The following is a 15,538-nucleotide window of genomic DNA, read 5'->3' as shown; positions in this document are numbered from 1 at the left end:
AGGTGATGACATCGCGTCTCGCCCACCCTAAGTAAATAAAAACAACAGATAACGGGAGACACACCATGAGCCAGCTCGACGCCGCCGGTACGCCGGAAAATCTCGCCCTGCCGCTCAAGGTCTATTGGCAGCCGGGCTGTTCCAGTTGCCTGAAAACCAAGGAATTTCTGCTTGAGCACGGCGTCCCCTTTCAGTCCGTCAACGTGCTTGACGACGAACAGGGTTTCCGGGAACTCGAAGCGCTGGGTGTGCGTCTGGTGCCGATCGTCGCGCGCGGCCCGGTGTGGGCCAACGGCGCGGTATTTCGCGACGTTGCCAAGGTCGCCGGTTTCGAATACGGCGGCCACAAAATGCTCACGCCCGAGCAGTTGAAGGACAAGGTGCTGATGATCCTCGATGCCGCGGGCCGCTATCTGCAGCAAATCCCCGACGACAAGCTCGACGTGATCCTGCCCGGCCGGCCCCGTTCGTACCGCCAGCTCGTCTATCATGTGTTCGACATCCCCAAAGTGTTCCTGGACCGCGTCGAACACGATACGCCCTACACCTACGAGGCGCTGCTTTCGGTCCTGCCCGACGAGATGGCGACAAAACAGGACCTGCTCGATTACGGTGCGGCTAACCGCCAGCGTTTCGCCGAGTGGTGGGAACGTGACGGCACCGGCACCGATTTCAAACAACCCGGCAAAGTTTATTACGGCGAGGTCAGCCTGCACGAGGTTCTGGAACGCACCGGCTGGCATTCCGGCCAGCATACCCGTCAGATCATGCTGATGCTGCGCGAGAAGCTGGGGATCGAACCGGACGGGCCGCTCGACGATGCCGATTTCGAAGGCCTGCCGTTGCCGAAAAACGTCTGGGACAACGAACGCTCGTTCGACGAAGCCTCTTACGACGGCGATGTAAAAGAAAGTTGAGCTGGGGAACGCTCTCTCACCCGGCGGTGCGGCCACATCCCGCCGTCAAATGCGTCAGCACCAACGGCGTATCAGTGCAGCTCGGCACGGAGCTTCTGTCTGAGGACATCGATCGGCACCGTGCCGCCCTCGGCGTCGATGCACCAGAACGTCCAGCCGTTGCACGCCGGCAGGTTCTGAACCTTGGCGCCGACCTGGTGGATCGAGCCCTTGAAATCGGACGAGATCAGGGTGCCGTCGGCGCGTACCCGCGCCTTGTAGCGGCGCCGCGCATCGGTCAGTACGGTACCCGGCTCGAGCATGCCGCGTTCGACCAGCCAGCCGAACGGCACACGCGGCTCGTCTCGTTTTGAAGGCGAATTAAGCATTTCGTCCGTGGCCAGTTTCTTGACTTCGGCAATGCGTTGTTCTGCGTAGGCCACGTAACTTTTCTCCCGTTCCAGACCGACATAATTGCGACCGAGCCGTTTCGCCACCGCACCCGTGGTGCCGGTGCCGAAAAACGGATCGAGGATAGTGTCGCCGACTTCCGTCGACGCCATGATGACCCGGTGCAGAAGCGCTTCGGGCTTTTGCGTCGGATGCGCTTTCTTGCCGTCTTCGCCCTTCAGGCGTTCGCCGCCCGAACAGATCGGCAACAGCCAGTCGGACCGCATCTGCAGATCGTCGTTCAGCGCTTTCATGCTCTCGTAATTGAAGCGGTATTTGCTTTTTTCGTCGCGCGCGCACCAGATCATGGTTTCGTGCGCGTTGGTAAAGCGGCGGCCGCGAAAATTCGGCATCGGATTCGACTTCCGCCAGACCACGTCGTTGAGAATCCAGTAGCCCATATCCTGCAGCGTCGCGCCGACCCGGAAAATATTGTGATAGCTGCCGATGACCCACAGCGTGCCGTCGGGCTTCAGTACCCTGCGCGCGGCCTTGAGCCAGCCTTGCGTCAGATCGTCATAGGCCTTGAAGCTGTCGAACTGGTCCCAGGCATCGTCGACGGCGTCGACGCGCTTGTGGTTTTCCGGGCGCATCAGGTCGCCGGAAAGCTGTAAATTGTATGGCGGATCGGCGAACACCATGTCGATACTCGCCGCCGGCAAGCCGTTCATGAGGTCAATGCAATCCCCGACATGGATCTTGTTGATCCAGTTGTTTTTTGTATCTCTGCCCATGCGGCGCATCCTGAGTCACCGGGGATTCGCCGTCAACTATTAAATGGATTCAATGACTTAGAAGATGAATCGCAAGCTATATATTGAAATTAATAATGGTTAACGGGACAAGATATAGCATACGGCCGGATGATCCGCGACGCGGCGCACAAACGCCCTTAGCAATATTTTTGAGGAACATGTTACGACCGGCCACTTCCCAGACGCCGCCCACAGCTTTTTTCATGCACATCGTTGCGCGGATTGATTCCGCGAGCGCCGATTCAAACGCAACACCGATTCCTTACCGGCTAAGTTGACGGCGGGTCCTAGAGGTCATAGTAACCCAGAAATGTCGGAGAAATGCCGTCGATCCCACTGGCGCCGAACACCTTGGCCTGTATCGCCTTGAATGCGGTGGTATAAACCGCAAGGTTTTCGACATTGAGATTATCCGGCGCTGGCAAGAGTTCCCCCAGCGGGCCGGAATATCCGGCGACCGACAGCGCGATACGTGCACGCACATCGGTGAGTTGTGTCGTCGCGGCAATGTTCGGCAGCGTCAACGAAGCTTCAAATTCAGTGGCAAGCACCGCCACGGACAAACGTACGGCTGTGCCGTACTCGACCTTCCGGCCTTCCTCGGACTCTATGACGCAAAAGCGTTTCGCTTCTTGCACAAGTCCGTGATGCGATCCCCCTCCCTTTCCGGAAAAAAGCCGTCCGAGGATGCTGGTCTCGACCTCGGCCTTGGTCGTGTACTGATGGGATTGAACGTCCCATCGGTCGAGCGCGGATTCGCTTACGGACGGCCCCTGAGCCATCGCTGACATTTCACCGCCATGCGTTGTGCCGCGATCGGGTCCGGCGGCCATCAAGGCTGCAGACGTCTTCAAAGACAGCACATCGGGGGGCAGGTCGTTCGATATTCCGTCGGCGGCGATATACATAACCTCTCTCCTTGTTCTGATCCGATTTACAGTGAAACCGACAATCCGGCCCGGGACGCGATTACACCTAACTGATAATCAATATCCTGGATCAGCGTCATATCGCGGCGGATATAACCACCGATCACCGTGCCGGCGATTCCGCCGTTAACTTCTACCAAACTGCCAGAGTCACCGGGTTGCGTAATTAACCTCTCGGTCGCGTAGCAATCGGCATAACAGGCCAGGGCATTACCCAGGGAAACATGCGCGAACTTGCCGAACAACGCGGCGCGCGCATAACTGCCCTCGACTGTCAGAACATCAAGCGCCGCCGGAACGACGGACGTCCGGCCGGTCCTCGCACGGAAACCCGATTGAAACTCCACCAATGCGGCGTCGATGTCACCTTGCCCCGATAATACTAGAGCCGGATCGTTGGACCAGACCACTGTGCCAAGCGGTCCGCCCTGATCGTCCGTAACTTGCGTCCCGACGGATTGCGCCACATGTCCTGCCGTCAAAAAACCTTGCCGGCCCGATCCCCATTGCACATGAGGCCCCATGCGTCCGCTTGTCGCGTTTATCAACCTGTCGCCCGGGTTCGCATGACGGAAGCCCAGGGACACGGGCAGCACATTCAATTCCCCGGCCACTTCCGCTGCCTCTTTGCCCAACAGGGCGTCGAGGGCACCGCGTACCGAAGGGACTCTTTCTACTGGTGCAATCTCGTCGGAGTCGATACCGGCATCCGAGCGACTGGCGAGTACTGTCAGCTTTAGAGGACGGATACCTTCAGGTGGAACTTCAAGCCCGTAAGCAAATAATTCTCTGAAACTGGAGGGCCAAGGCAAATGCAGCCCCACTCCAAGCATCAAACCCCGGATTTCCGTTTTCTCGTTCTTTAAAAGGAGTTCGGAGAGCCATCGGGCCATCTCGACAAGGTGCTTCGGGGCAATGTCGTCACTGCCGAATTTCCGGCGCGTTGCGTCAGCAAATGCTTCGAGCGACATGGCGGCCCCCAAGGCGATTTTCTCTGTGCGTATACAATCATTGAGATTATACAAATTACCTGCGGAAAGGGAAGTTAATACCGGTCATCCGGGTGATGATGCGGTTTCTCAAGGCATCGCACCTTCGCTTTCGCGAGGGTTTTACGGAAAACAAAACCCGGCACTGCTCATATTATTTTCCGCGGGACGAGACGTATCTCAGCGCGGCGGCGGATGCGACGCCGCCAATGCGTCCCTGACCGGCGCGAAGCTTCTGCGGTGCGCGGGCGTCGCGCCGAGGCTCTGCAGTGCCGCCAGATGTTCCGCCGTGCCGTACCCGGCGTTGCGTTCCCAGCCGTAGCCCGGATAGCGCACGGCCAGATCGGCCATGATGCGGTCGCGCGTCACCTTGGCGATCACCGACGCGGCGGCGATGGAGAGCGATTTCTGATCGCCCTTGACGATACAGGCCGCCTCGAGCGGCAGCACCGGCAGCCGGTTACCGTCGATCAGCGCATAATCCGCTGCCGGATCAAGAGCGCGCACGGCATCGGCCATCGCCTTCATGGTGGCACCGAGGATGTTCAGCAGATCGATCTCGTCAACATTACAGATGCCGACGCCGACCTGCGCCGTGGCCATGATTTCATCGAAAAGCCGGTCCCGGGCGGCGGCGCGCATACGTTTTGAATCGTCCAGCGCGCGCCACAGCGGATCGTCCAGCACGGCACGGTCGAGGACCACCGCAGCCGCCACCACCGGGCCCGCCAGCGGGCCGCGCCCGGCCTCGTCGACGCCCGCGACGCGGACATGCCCGGCGCCCCAGGCCGCCTGTTCGCACCTCAGATCCGGACCTGCTTCAGGCATCGCCCTTGGGTGTGACAGGCTTCTTCTGGGCGGGCTTCTTCTGGGCGGGCTTCTTCTGGGCGGGCTTCTTGGCCGCGGTTTTCTTGGCCGCGGTTTTCTTGGCCGCAGGTTTTTTTCGGGCGGATTTTTCAGATGCCGCCGCCGCTTCGGGCGTTTCACCTGCCGCTTCGGGCACTTCTGCCGCCGCTTCGGGCACTTCTGCCGCCGCTTCGGGCACTTCTGCCGCCGCTTCGGGCACTTCTGCCGCCGCTTCGGGCGGGGCCGCGGTCTTGCCCCGGATCACCGGTGTGCGTGTCGATTTCCGCTTGCGGCGCAACTTGCGTACCTTCAGCGCAGCAATCCGCAAGCCGCGCTGGGTTTTGCTGCTGGCCTTCTCGGCGGCCAGCGCCACGGCCTCGGTTTCCGGCCCATAGACCAGTTTCAAAAGGTCCAGTGCCTCGGTCACGCCATAGCTCGCCAGCAGATGCAGACGCCGGGCCGTGAACACCCACAACGGCGAAAGCGCCAGCGAAAGCACCGTCACCGAGACGATCAGCCGGCGCCCTTCCTCGTCGAGCACACCGGACGCGATCCCGACGACGGCGAGCAGGAACGAGAACTCGCCGATCTGCGCCATGCTGATGCCGGCCAGAAACGCCGTCGACCATGGCTGGCCGAGAAACCGCAGGAAGCCGACATTGATGATGGTCTTGAACACCGTCACCATCAGGAACAGCATCGCCACCACACCGGCATTGTTCCACATATATGCCGGGTCGATCAGCAGCCCGATCGACAGGAAGAACACCATCATCAGGACGCTTTGGATCGGCAGCACGCTGTTCAGCATCGCGTGACGGGCCTGCGAATTGCCGATGATCAGTCCGGCGATGAACGCGCCATACGCCGCCGACAGGCCGATCAGACCGGCAATCGCCGCCCAGCCGAAACAGAACGCGAGCCCCGCCAGCGGCGCCAGCTCCTTGTTCTCGGCGATCTTGTCGGCATACGGCAGGTGGATCTTGCGGCCCCGGGACGCATACAGGATCAGTCCGATCAGGAACGCCACCGAGCCGATCATCACCGGAATCTGCGAATACTTGAAGCCGTCGCCGCCGAGCGCGCCGACGGTCAGCATCATCGGCACCACGGCGATATCCTGGGCGATCAGCACGCCGACCGTGATCTGCCCGACACTGCTCCTGAGTTCGCCGATGTCGTCGAGGATCTTGATCGCCACCGCCGTCGACGACATGGCGACGACAAAGCCCAGCAGGACGGCCAGTTCCCACGGGAATCCGGCCAGCCTGGACAGCCCCAGCGTCACCGCCGTCGAAGCCGTGATCTGGAACAGCGTCGTCGACACGGCGATCTTCCAGATGCGCATGAAGGCCCTGAGCGACAGTTCCATACCGATGATGAACAACAGCATGAGGACGCCCATCTCGGCGAGCACCTCGATGCCGTCACGGACGTTGACGAGCCCGAACCCGGCGGGGCCGAGCGCGACCCCGGCGACGATATAGCCGACAATGGCGGGCTGGCGCAGGCGTTCGAGAACGAAACCGAACACCAGCGCGCCAAGTGCGACAATCGCGATCCCGGTCAGGTCGACATGATGTGCAGCTTCCATGCGTCCAACATAACATACGCCCCGGTGCGCGCACCCCACATTTCAGACCGCATGCCCGCAAACGCTGCGGCACGGGGCGGCAATGACTGCGGTTATTTCATGCCTCGTAAAAGCCGTTCCGTTTGTGCCAATCGATCATGCCGACGCTACAGGCCTGTTCGTAGATTTCATGCGCCTCGCCCTCGGGCAGCGGCACCCATGACGCCTTGTACGCGGTGTTGTTTTCGACGGTCTTCGCCGGGACCGGCAACGGCGTATCGATGGCGGACGCAAACGGGTGCATGTCGCGGGACCAGCGCGGGTCGAAAAACCAGAGGTGCGCGCCGCAGTGTTTGCAAAACCGCCGGCCCCCACCCTCGACGGAGGCTCTGCCGTCCGGACATTCGTGCGCATACACGGCGAGGTTTTCCTCGCCCTCGACCTCGAGCGTCTCCGCCAAAGCCACCATCCAAACGGTGAAGCCGCCGCCGCCCGATGTTTTCCGGCAGTCCGGACAGTAGCAGCGGCTGTACGGCAGCGGGGCCGGCGTTTCGACCGTGAAGGTAACGGCGCCGCAGGCGCACGATCCGTTAAGAAGCATGATCGCCTCCCTGTTCCGTTTCAAAATCGCTACAACGGCACATTATAGTGACGGAAGTCCGCTGCGTCGCCATCGGCTCTCACCGTTTCGATAAATTTTCACGTGTCACTTCGGCGCCGGACCTTTAAAACGCAGCACATGACCGACACCCCGAATACCACGCTGGCCCCTGTCGCCTCCGCAACCGGGAAACGCCGTCTTCTCGCCCTCGCCGCCGCCGTGATGCTGAACATGGTGTTCGGCTCGCTGTATGCGTGGAGCGTCTTCATCGCCGGACTGGAACGCGATCTCGGCATTCTTCGGACCGACGTCAGCATCGTCTTCGCGCTGGCCATCGTCAGCTTCACCGCCGGCAACTACATCGTGCCGTTCGCTTTTGGCCGCATGAAGACGGCGCTGCTGCCGCTGTTCGGGCTGGCGTGCGGCGCCGGCGGTCTGGCGCTGGCCGCCATGGGCGGTGGTTATCTGTCGGTGGTCATCGGTTACGGCCTGCTGTTCGGCCTCGGCTGCGGGCTCAGCTACAACGTCGTGCTACAGGCCGGGCTGGCGGCGATGCCGGGCCGTGCAGGCCTCGCCAACGGGCTTGTCATCTCATCGTTCGCCGCCGGCGGCGTCGTCGCCGCCTACCTGCTGGAGATAAGCGTCAGCGCGCTCGGTGTCAGCGCCAGCTTCTGGCTTTTGGCGCTTTGCGTCGCCGCGACCGGTATCGTCGCGATGGCCCTGCTGGCGCTCAGCGGTGTGCATCTGCCGCGCCAGCGCATGAACTCGAAAGGCCCCGCCGACAGCAACATCATGGGCATCTGCTGGCCTGGATTTTTTCTCGGCGCGCTGGCCGGCACCATGTCGATCGGCCACGCGGCGACGATCATCACGCACTTCGGCGGCATGGCCGAGGCCGCCGTGCTCGGCGTCACCCTGCTCAGCGTCGGCAATGCCTCCGGGCGGCTGGCGTCGGGCTGGCTCAGCGATCATGTCGCCGTACGCTCGGTCGCCGGTATCTCGCACCTGACCGGGCTCCTCGGTTTCGTCGTCGTGCTGGCCAACCCGAACGGCGACGGCGCGGTCATCGCCATGGCCATGGCCGGCGTCGCCTATGGCATGACGGCAGGGATTTATCCGTCGGCCGTTTCGATTTTTCTCGGCCCCGAAAGCTACGGCCGAAACTTCGCCGTGCTGCTGACGGCGTGGGGCACCGCGGGCCTGATCGGGCCGATTGCCGGCGGCTGGTTTTTCGACCTGACCGGCGATTACCGGGTCTCGCTGGAGATCGCCAGCGTCGCCTCGCTGCTGGCGCTGTTCAACGCCATGCGACTGCCGAACGTCCGCCATACCTCAGCCTGAGACTTATTGCTCCTTTGCGGGCGTCACGATCCGCGCCGGCTGCACCGGGCGCGGCGTCGCCACATAGACGGTATCCGGATGCGCCTTGCCGTCGACGACAACCTTCGCCTCGACGAAGTTCTGCACCTGAATGTCCCAGCGGCACTTGAGCCCGTCGAAGCATGCGACCGGGCCATCGCGCTCGATCACCTGCACCCATGTGCGGGCACCAAGAATGACGTCGGCGTGCTGCACCGGGCGATAGACCAGTTGCCCGGTGAAGCAGTCCGCGCCGCCGTTGAAGATGGCGCGGCTTTCCTGTTCGATCTGCGCTTCGGCGCCGAGCCCCATCTCCACGGCGCGGGTGCGGATGTCGCGGATGCGGATCGCGTGCCAGCGTTTGGCGCAGACGGTGGTGTGGCGCTCGTCCGCCTCGCCCCAGGCAATCGGCACATCGTCGAGACTGGTCGCCTGCGCGCGCGCATCGGCGGGCAATAGCGCGAACATAAGCATGGGCAGGAAGGCGAATCGCATCATCGGCGAAGTATATCCGATCACAAGAACGCGGGGCAGTGGCGATATCCCCCTCACCTGTCCTCTCCCCCACTTCGCAGGGGAGAGAGACCCTGTCGAAACACACAGTCCTCCAATCCCTCTCCCCCTCTCGGGGGGAGAGGTTAGGTGAGGGGGCCATTAAGAAAGTGATGGCACCGTTCAGGCGCTGCCCAGGACCACCAGCACGATGCCGCAGACGAGCAGAAGCGAGGCGGCGAGGCGGCGGCCCAGCAGAACTTCCTTGAGCACCATGCCGCCCAGCAGCACCGACACCGGTATCGAAAGCTGGCGCACCGTCGTTACCGCCGCGACATCGCCGCCGTAGCTGTAGGCGACGAGAATGAGCATGTAGGACGCATAGGCGAGACCGCCCGCCGCCAGATGGCGGAAAGGTCTGGCGCGCATCAGCCCGGCCGCCCGCACCACCAGCCCCTTCTCGCCCAGCAACCAGAACGCCGGCAGATAACCGAGCACCATGCTCGTCTCGACCCAGAAGAACAGCACTTCCGGGGCGACGATCTTGACGGCCTGGGAATCGACGATGGAATAGACTGCCGTCGACATCATGCACGTCACCGCGAGCAACAGCGTCAGCGGATCGTCGAGCAGCCGCCGCCCGGGTTGTTTCTGCAGCCAGAACCCGCCGATAACGCTGAGCGCGACCCCGGCCAGCACCAGCACGCCGTAACTGTTTCCCTGAAACATGAAGCCGAGGATCACCACGCCGACCGGCGAGGCGCGGACGATCGGATAATACGCCGACAGATCGCCGTGCCGGTAAATGCGGATCAGCGTCAGGCCATAGAAATACTGACCGAAGATCGATATCGCCAGCAACGGCAGCACGGCGGTGATGCTCATGACGTCGGCGCCGCGCAGCAGGCAGACGACGCCGCCGATCGCCGACAGCATGATGGTGAACAGCCACCAAGATGCGGCGCGGTCCTGGTCGCCCTTGATCAGCAGATTCCAGAACGGGTGAATGCACGCGCTGGCGATAACCATGGCGGCGACGAGCAAGGTCAACGGCGGGCTCCTGACGGATCGGCGGGAGGCAAAGCATGAGACACTTATGCCGACACTTCAATAGCGGCCCCTCTCCCCAGGGTGAGGGGAAATCAGTCGAACAGCGACGGCTGTGCCAGTGTGCCGAGCGGGCGGATGAACAAATCGGTGCGCTGTCTGAAACCGCTCGCCGCGTTGTGCGTGAAGCCGAAACGCTTGCGAGCCTGCCTGAAGCGCGACGAGATCATGTCGGCATAGACCCCGGTGCCGCGCATGCGCTCAGCCCAGGTCGCGTCATAGACCTTGCCGCCCCGCGTGCCGCGCACCAGGGACATCACCTTGGCGGCGCGGTCCGGCACATGCGCCGCCAGCCATTCCTCGAACAATTCGTGAATTTCCAGCGGCAGGCGCAGCATGATGTATTCCGCGGCAACGGCACCGGCGTCCTTCGCGGCGGCCAGCAGATCCTCGATCTCGTGATCGTTCAGCCCGGGTATCAGCGGCGCCGTCATCACCGCCACCGGCACGCCGGCGGCACTGAGGCGGCGGATCGCATCGAGGCGTTTTTCCGGGCGCGGGCAGCGCGGCTCCATGGTCCGCGCCAGCCGGGCGTCGAGCGTCGTCAGCGACACCGCGACCGCCGCCAGCCCATCGGCGGCCATCGGCGCCAGCAGATCGATATCGCGCACCACCAGATCGGATTTCGTGGTGATGCCGAGCGGATGCCGGTAGCGCGCCATGACCTCGATCACGCCCCGCGTGATCCGCCGCTGGCGCTCAATCGGCTGATACGGATCTGTATTGGCGCCGAGCTGGACCGTCTTCGGCGTGTATCCCGGTTTGCGGAACGCGTCCTCCAGAAGCCGGGCCGCGTCCGGCTTGGCGAACAGCTTTGTTTCGAAATCCAGACCCGCCGACAGGCCGTGATAGGTGTGCGTCGGCCGCGCGTAACAATAAACGCAGCCGTGCTCGCAGCCCCGGTACGGATTGATCGAGCGCTCAAACGGAATGTCCGGGGACGCGTTTGTGGCGATGATCGTTTTCGGATGCTCGTCGGTGACGGTTGTGCGCAGTTTCTCGCGCGCCAGTTCTTCGGGCGTCGACCAGCCGTCGTCGATGCGGACCGCCGTCGTCGGCTCGAACCGGCCGGAGCGGTTGGAGACCGCGCCGCGTCCCTTTTTTGCCTGATCCTGGATAATATCGACCATGCGGAAGACTAACCGCATCATGAGAACAAATAAAGAACATTATATGCCGGCAGGCGAACCGGCCCATACCCACGGCACTGGTTTTTTCCATCCCATCCGCCTATAGATAGACAACCATGAATGGTAAGGAGCCCGCTCATGACCCGCATCATCGTGATTTTTTGTGCCGTGCTGGTGTTGTTTGCTCGCCCCGCCCACGCCGCTGACTGCGATGCCGACAATCTGACCCGCGTCAGGGTCGCGGATGAATGCCTGGTCATCGCGACCTACGGCGCCGACGCCGGGGCGAAAACCATGATCGTCTTCATTCACGGCGACGGGTCCCGCGGCGGCCCGTCTGATTATCTGGCCAAAACCGCCTACCGCTACGGCAAGGACGGCGCCGTTGCCGTAAACCTCATCCGGCCCGGTTATTTCGACAGCTACAGCAACAAATCGACCGGCACCAGCTATCGCCGCGAGGGCGACGGCTACCGGCCGAAAATCGTCGCCGCGGTCGCCGGCGCGGTTGAAGCACTGAAGGCGTTTCACGGCGTATCGCGCGTTGTCCTCGTCGGGCATTCCGGCGGCGCGGCGATTTCCGGCATCATCCTCGGCCGCTTTCCCGGTCTCGCCGATGCCGCCGTGCTCGCCGCCTGCCCCTGTCATGTCCCCGACTGGCGTGTCATGCGGCGCGGCCGGAACAACTGGACGCTCAGCCAGTCGCCGCACGAGTTCGCCGATAATGTGCCGCAAACGGCGCGCGTCATCGCCGTGACCGGGTCACACGACAGCAACACCTTTCCGGTTATCGCAAGCGACTACATCGAAAGCCTGAAAAAGCGCGGCATCGACGCCAGCTTCGTCGATTCGCCGGGCGCCAGCCATAACGGCGTCACCGGCACCGATGAATTCTACGCCGCGATCGATGCGCTTTTGAAATAAGCCCTAGCCCAGCTTGCGCCGGCACATGTCCATGAAGTGCGCGTGCACCTTTTCCGCCGCCGCCTCGTCGTAATCGTCGCGCGACTTGAAGCAGAAGCCGTGACTGGTGCCGGGGTGGACTTCCAGCACGTAATCGGTGCCGTGCTTGTCCAGCTCCGCCGTCAGCGTCGGCAGCACATAGGCCGGCACGGTGCCGTCGGTTTCAGCGAACCCGTAATACATCTCGCCCTTGATGTCCTTGATGCCGAAGTGCGAGGAGTCGTCCTGCGCGGTGACGATGCCGACCCCGTAGAGCGAGGCGTTGGCGGCGAAATCGTCCGGGTATGCGCTGGCCACGGCGGTCACGAAGCGCCCGCTCATGCAATAGCCGATGCTCGCCTTCGCGCCTTTTTTGACGATCGCCTCGCCGTTCATGTAGTCGAGCAGGGCGCGGGTATCGCTGACGATGTCCGCGTTCGAAAGGTTGCGCATGATTTCCTTCCAGACGATGGCCGTCTTCGGGCTGCGGAACGGAAAGCGGATGGTGCCGAAGCGATAGAACAGATCGGGCAGAATGACGAAGTACCCGCCTTCCGCCATCCGCCGGGCCATGGTGTAAAGCTCCTCGCGGATTGCCGGCGCATCCATGTAAAAGACGATAGCCGGGAACGGGCCGTCGCCGGCATCATTCTTGTCCGGCCAGCAGGTGAACGTCGGCATGATGCCGTCGGCGGTTTCGATATCGATGATCTGTTCAGGCATGAAGTCCTCTCCTTGTTGCGCCGAGAGGTTAGTGGCTCGAACCGGCTTCGTCATCCCGGAAGTCGTCACACTTCCGATATATCGCCCGTGTCCGGCTGCGGCGTCTCGCCCGGTTCCGGCTGGCGGTTGGCGTGGGCATCGAGATAGGCCTCGAGGTCACGCTGCGCGACACGCCAGTCGCGGCCGAACTTGATGGCCCTAAGCTGGCCGTCGTTAATCCAGGCGCGCACGGTGCTTTCGCGCATTTTCAAGAGCGCGGCGACTTCATGGATCGTCAGCAACGGTTTCGAGAGCATGAATCTCTCCTCCACCATGTCTCAGAAAAGTTTCTTATATGACAGAAATTTTAGATATCCAAGTATTGATGTTTATAAATTTCTGACTAAGTTACACGCTGTTTATATATGTTTTAGTATGTTTAAGGTGTTTTATGTCTGATAAGCAATCTTTAAACCAGCTCCTGCATCACGAAGCGGCCCCCGGAGTCCTGCTCGTCATCGCCGCCGCACTGGCGATGGCCATGGAAAATTCGCCATTGGCCTGGCTCTACGACAGCCTGCTCGGCCTTCCCGTCGTCGTCGGGGTTGGGGGTCTGGTCATCGACAAACCCCTGCTGCTCTGGATCAACGACGGCCTGATGGCCGTTTTCTTTTTCATGGTGGGCCTCGAAATCAAGCGCGAGGTGCTGACCGGCCGCCTGTCGAGTTTCGATCAGGCGAGTTTGCCGGCGCTCGCCGCCATCGGCGGTATGGCCGCACCGGCGCTGATTTATCTCGCGATTACATCCGGTGACGCCGCCGCCGCCAGCGGTTGGGCGATCCCCTCGGCGACGGATATCGCCTTCGCCCTCGGCGTACTTTCGCTGCTCGGCAACCGGGTGCCGGTGTCGCTGAAGGTGTTCCTGCTGGCGATAGCGATCATCGATGACCTGGGCGCGATCCTGATCATCGCCTTTTTCTATACCGAGGACCTGTCGCTTTATGCACTGACGGTGTCTTTGGGCGCCGCGTCCATCCTTGTCCTCTTTAACCGCCTCGGCATCCGCGCGCTGACACCTTACCTCCTGGTCGGCATCGTGCTCTGGGTAATGGTGCTCAAGTCCGGTGTACATGCCACGCTGGCCGGTGTGCTGATCGCGCTGACCCTGCCGTTGCGGCCGACCGCCAACGATCCGCGCCCGACCCGCTATCACGATATCGAACATGCGCTGCATCCGTGGGTCGCGTTTCTTGTCATGCCGGTCTTCGCCTTCGCCAACTCGGGCATTCCGCTTGCCGGATTTCAGCCCGGCGACCTTTTGCAGCCGGTCCCGCTCGGCATCGCGCTCGGGCTGTTCGTGGGCAAGCAGATCGGGGTCATGGGGTTCTGCTTCGCCGCCGTGCGTCTGCGCCTGTGTGCACTGCCCGAGGATGCAACCTGGCTGCATATCTACGGCATCTCACTGCTGACCGGGATCGGCTTCACCATGAGCCTGTTCATCGGCGGGCTGGCTTTCGCCGAACCGGCGCTGGCGGCGCAGGTGCGCTTCGGCGTCCTGGGCGGTTCGTGCCTGTCGGCGGTGCTCGGTTACACGGTGTTGCGCCTGGCATCGCGGCGCACTTCCGTGATGGCGGCGCCGTCGTCGTCGCCCGCCTGAAATTCGCGCGCCGGTGCTGCCGGCGCTTTGACCAAGGGGACTAACAAGGGGGACTAAAATGGATCTTCTCGCATCGACACTGCTGTCCGCACCTGTGCTTTTCTTCGCACTCGGCCTTGCCGGTGCACTGGCCGCCGTCGACGTCCGCATTTCAGAGAACTTCTCAAAAGCAATCGCGCTGTATCTGCTTGCCGCCATCGGTCTTAAAGGCGGCGTGGCGATCTCGACCGAGGGACTTGGCGGGATCATCGGCGCGTCGGTTACGGGTATCGCGCTGAGCTTCGCCATGCCGCTCATCGCTTTCGCGATGCTCAGAGCCATGACCGGTTTCGACCGCCGCGAGGCCGGCGCCATCGCCGCGCACTACGGCTCGATCAGCATCGTTACCTTCATCGCCGCCGGCACGGTCCTGGGCGAGGCAGGTATCGGCTTCGCCGCCGGCATGGTTGCCGTCGCGGCGCTGATGGAAGCCCCCGCCATCGCCACCGGGCTGGCCCTCGCCGGGCAGGGCAACATGAAACGGCCACCTGTCGGCGAGATTCTGAGAACCGTGCTCTGGAACGAGAGCATCTACCTGATCATCGGTGCGCTGGTCATCGGCATCATCATCGGCGCCGACGGCGGTGCCAAGATCAAGCCGTTCTTCTTCGATCCGCTGCACGGCGTGCTGTGCCTGTTCCTTTTGGACATGGGGCTGAAGACCGGCGACGGACTTCGGCGCGACCGGCGCGTCCTGTCTGCGGGATCGCTCGCCTTCGGTATCCTCATGCCGGCAATCGGCGCATCGCTGGGCCTGGGAAGTGCCTTTGTGCTCGGGCTCATGCCCGGCAACGCCGTGCTGCTGATGACGCTGGCAGCGTCGGCGTCATATATCGCCGTACCGGCGGCGATGCGGATCGCCATGCCCGAGGTCAATCCGTCGATCTACACCTCGCTGTCGCTGGGCGTGACGTTCCCGTTCAACCTGATCGTCGGCATCCCGCTGTATATCTGGTGCGCGCAAGCGGTGCTGGCGGGATAAGTCGGCTGGTGCGGCGCAGAAGCTGCCGATAGCTATGGGCGGCTCCCTCTCCCGGGAGAGGGAGGGGCCGCGGGCGCAGCACGTGGGAG

At 62.5% G+C, this 15,538-nt stretch carries 16 protein-coding genes; 5 read left to right on the top strand and 11 right to left on the bottom strand.

Annotation, left to right across the window (positions count from 1 at the left end):
* Window positions 1-65: 65 nt before the first annotated feature.
* Complete coding sequence (locus tag L2D14_04245) at window positions 66-917, top strand: glutaredoxin domain-containing protein (protein WNK00638.1); 852 nt, start codon at window positions 66-68, stop codon at window positions 915-917.
* A 71-nt stretch (window positions 918-988) separates the two neighbouring features.
* Here L2D14_04245 and L2D14_04240 read toward each other — a convergent pair whose 3' ends face one another.
* The 6 genes from L2D14_04240 to L2D14_04215 all read right to left on the bottom strand — a co-directional run bounded on the left by L2D14_04240 (window position 989) and on the right by L2D14_04215 (window position 7,039).
* The gene (locus L2D14_04240; GenBank protein WNK00637.1) at window positions 989-2,080 is read right to left on the bottom strand and encodes a site-specific DNA-methyltransferase; all 1,092 of its coding nucleotides are present in this window, start codon (window positions 2,078-2,080) and stop codon (window positions 989-991) included.
* 308 nt (window positions 2,081-2,388) lie between these two features.
* A complete protein-coding gene (locus tag L2D14_04235) occupies window positions 2,389-3,009 on the bottom strand; it encodes a hypothetical protein (GenBank protein ID WNK00636.1) in 621 nt (206 codons plus the stop codon).
* Window positions 3,010-3,035: 26 nt separating this feature from the next.
* Window positions 3,036-4,001 (bottom strand): hypothetical protein, encoded by a 966-nt coding sequence (locus L2D14_04230; protein ID WNK00635.1) that lies wholly within the window; start codon window positions 3,999-4,001, stop codon window positions 3,036-3,038.
* 198 nt (window positions 4,002-4,199) lie between these two features.
* Entirely contained in the window at window positions 4,200-4,847 is a 648-nt protein-coding gene (locus tag L2D14_04225; GenBank protein WNK00634.1) for a ribonuclease HII, read from the bottom strand.
* Window positions 4,840-6,459 carry a cation:proton antiporter gene (locus L2D14_04220; GenBank protein ID WNK00633.1) on the bottom strand — a complete coding sequence of 540 codons (1,620 nt, stop codon included), beginning with the start codon at window positions 6,457-6,459 and terminating at the stop codon, window positions 4,840-4,842. Before L2D14_04220 ends, L2D14_04225 begins: the two co-directional genes overlap by 8 nt.
* Before the next feature lie 97 nt (window positions 6,460-6,556).
* Entirely contained in the window at window positions 6,557-7,039 is a 483-nt protein-coding gene (locus L2D14_04215; protein WNK00632.1) for a GFA family protein, read from the bottom strand.
* Between the two features lie 138 nt (window positions 7,040-7,177).
* On the opposite strand from L2D14_04215, the gene L2D14_04210 reads away from it, so the two are divergent.
* On the top strand, window positions 7,178-8,380 hold the full coding sequence (locus L2D14_04210; GenBank protein WNK00631.1) for a hypothetical protein: 1,203 nt from the start codon (window positions 7,178-7,180) through the stop codon (window positions 8,378-8,380).
* A gap of 3 nt (window positions 8,381-8,383) precedes the next feature.
* Here the strand turns inward: L2D14_04210 and L2D14_04205 are convergent, their stop codons facing one another.
* The 3 genes from L2D14_04205 to L2D14_04195 all read right to left on the bottom strand — a co-directional run bounded on the left by L2D14_04205 (window position 8,384) and on the right by L2D14_04195 (window position 11,127).
* Window positions 8,384-8,896, bottom strand: coding sequence for a hypothetical protein (locus L2D14_04205; GenBank protein WNK00630.1), 513 nt, complete (start codon window positions 8,894-8,896; stop codon window positions 8,384-8,386).
* A 177-nt stretch (window positions 8,897-9,073) separates the two neighbouring features.
* Complete coding sequence (locus L2D14_04200; GenBank protein ID WNK00629.1) at window positions 9,074-9,940, bottom strand: hypothetical protein; 867 nt, start codon at window positions 9,938-9,940, stop codon at window positions 9,074-9,076.
* 92 nt (window positions 9,941-10,032) lie between these two features.
* The gene (locus L2D14_04195; protein WNK00628.1) at window positions 10,033-11,127 is read right to left on the bottom strand and encodes a PA0069 family radical SAM protein; all 1,095 of its coding nucleotides are present in this window, start codon (window positions 11,125-11,127) and stop codon (window positions 10,033-10,035) included.
* A 138-nt stretch (window positions 11,128-11,265) separates the two neighbouring features.
* On the opposite strand from L2D14_04195, the gene L2D14_04190 reads away from it, so the two are divergent.
* Entirely contained in the window at window positions 11,266-12,051 is a 786-nt protein-coding gene (locus L2D14_04190) for an alpha/beta hydrolase (GenBank protein WNK00627.1), read from the top strand.
* Between the two features lie 3 nt (window positions 12,052-12,054).
* Here L2D14_04190 and L2D14_04185 read toward each other — a convergent pair whose 3' ends face one another.
* Window positions 12,055-12,792: a dienelactone hydrolase family protein gene (locus L2D14_04185; GenBank protein ID WNK00626.1), complete on the bottom strand. Its 738-nt coding sequence runs from the start codon at window positions 12,790-12,792 to the stop codon at window positions 12,055-12,057.
* 65 nt (window positions 12,793-12,857) lie between these two features.
* Window positions 12,858-13,088: a helix-turn-helix domain-containing protein gene (locus L2D14_04180; protein ID WNK00625.1), complete on the bottom strand. Its 231-nt coding sequence runs from the start codon at window positions 13,086-13,088 to the stop codon at window positions 12,858-12,860.
* Between the two features lie 134 nt (window positions 13,089-13,222).
* On the opposite strand from L2D14_04180, the gene nhaA reads away from it, so the two are divergent.
* Both nhaA and L2D14_04170 read left to right on the top strand, forming a co-directional pair.
* Window positions 13,223-14,428, top strand: a complete 1,206-nt coding sequence (gene nhaA, locus L2D14_04175) for a Na+/H+ antiporter NhaA (protein ID WNK00624.1) — start codon at window positions 13,223-13,225, stop codon at window positions 14,426-14,428.
* A 58-nt stretch (window positions 14,429-14,486) separates the two neighbouring features.
* Window positions 14,487-15,449, top strand: a complete 963-nt coding sequence (locus L2D14_04170) for a sodium-dependent bicarbonate transport family permease (protein ID WNK00623.1) — start codon at window positions 14,487-14,489, stop codon at window positions 15,447-15,449.
* Window positions 15,450-15,538: the final 89 nt, after the last annotated feature.

This window comes from Thalassospiraceae bacterium LMO-JJ14, from assembly GCA_021555105.2.
Classification (GTDB): Bacteria; Pseudomonadota; Alphaproteobacteria; order Rhodospirillales; family Casp-alpha2; genus UBA4479.
Note: the sequence above shows the minus strand (reverse complement) of the source record. Positions and strands in the feature narration are given on the sequence as shown.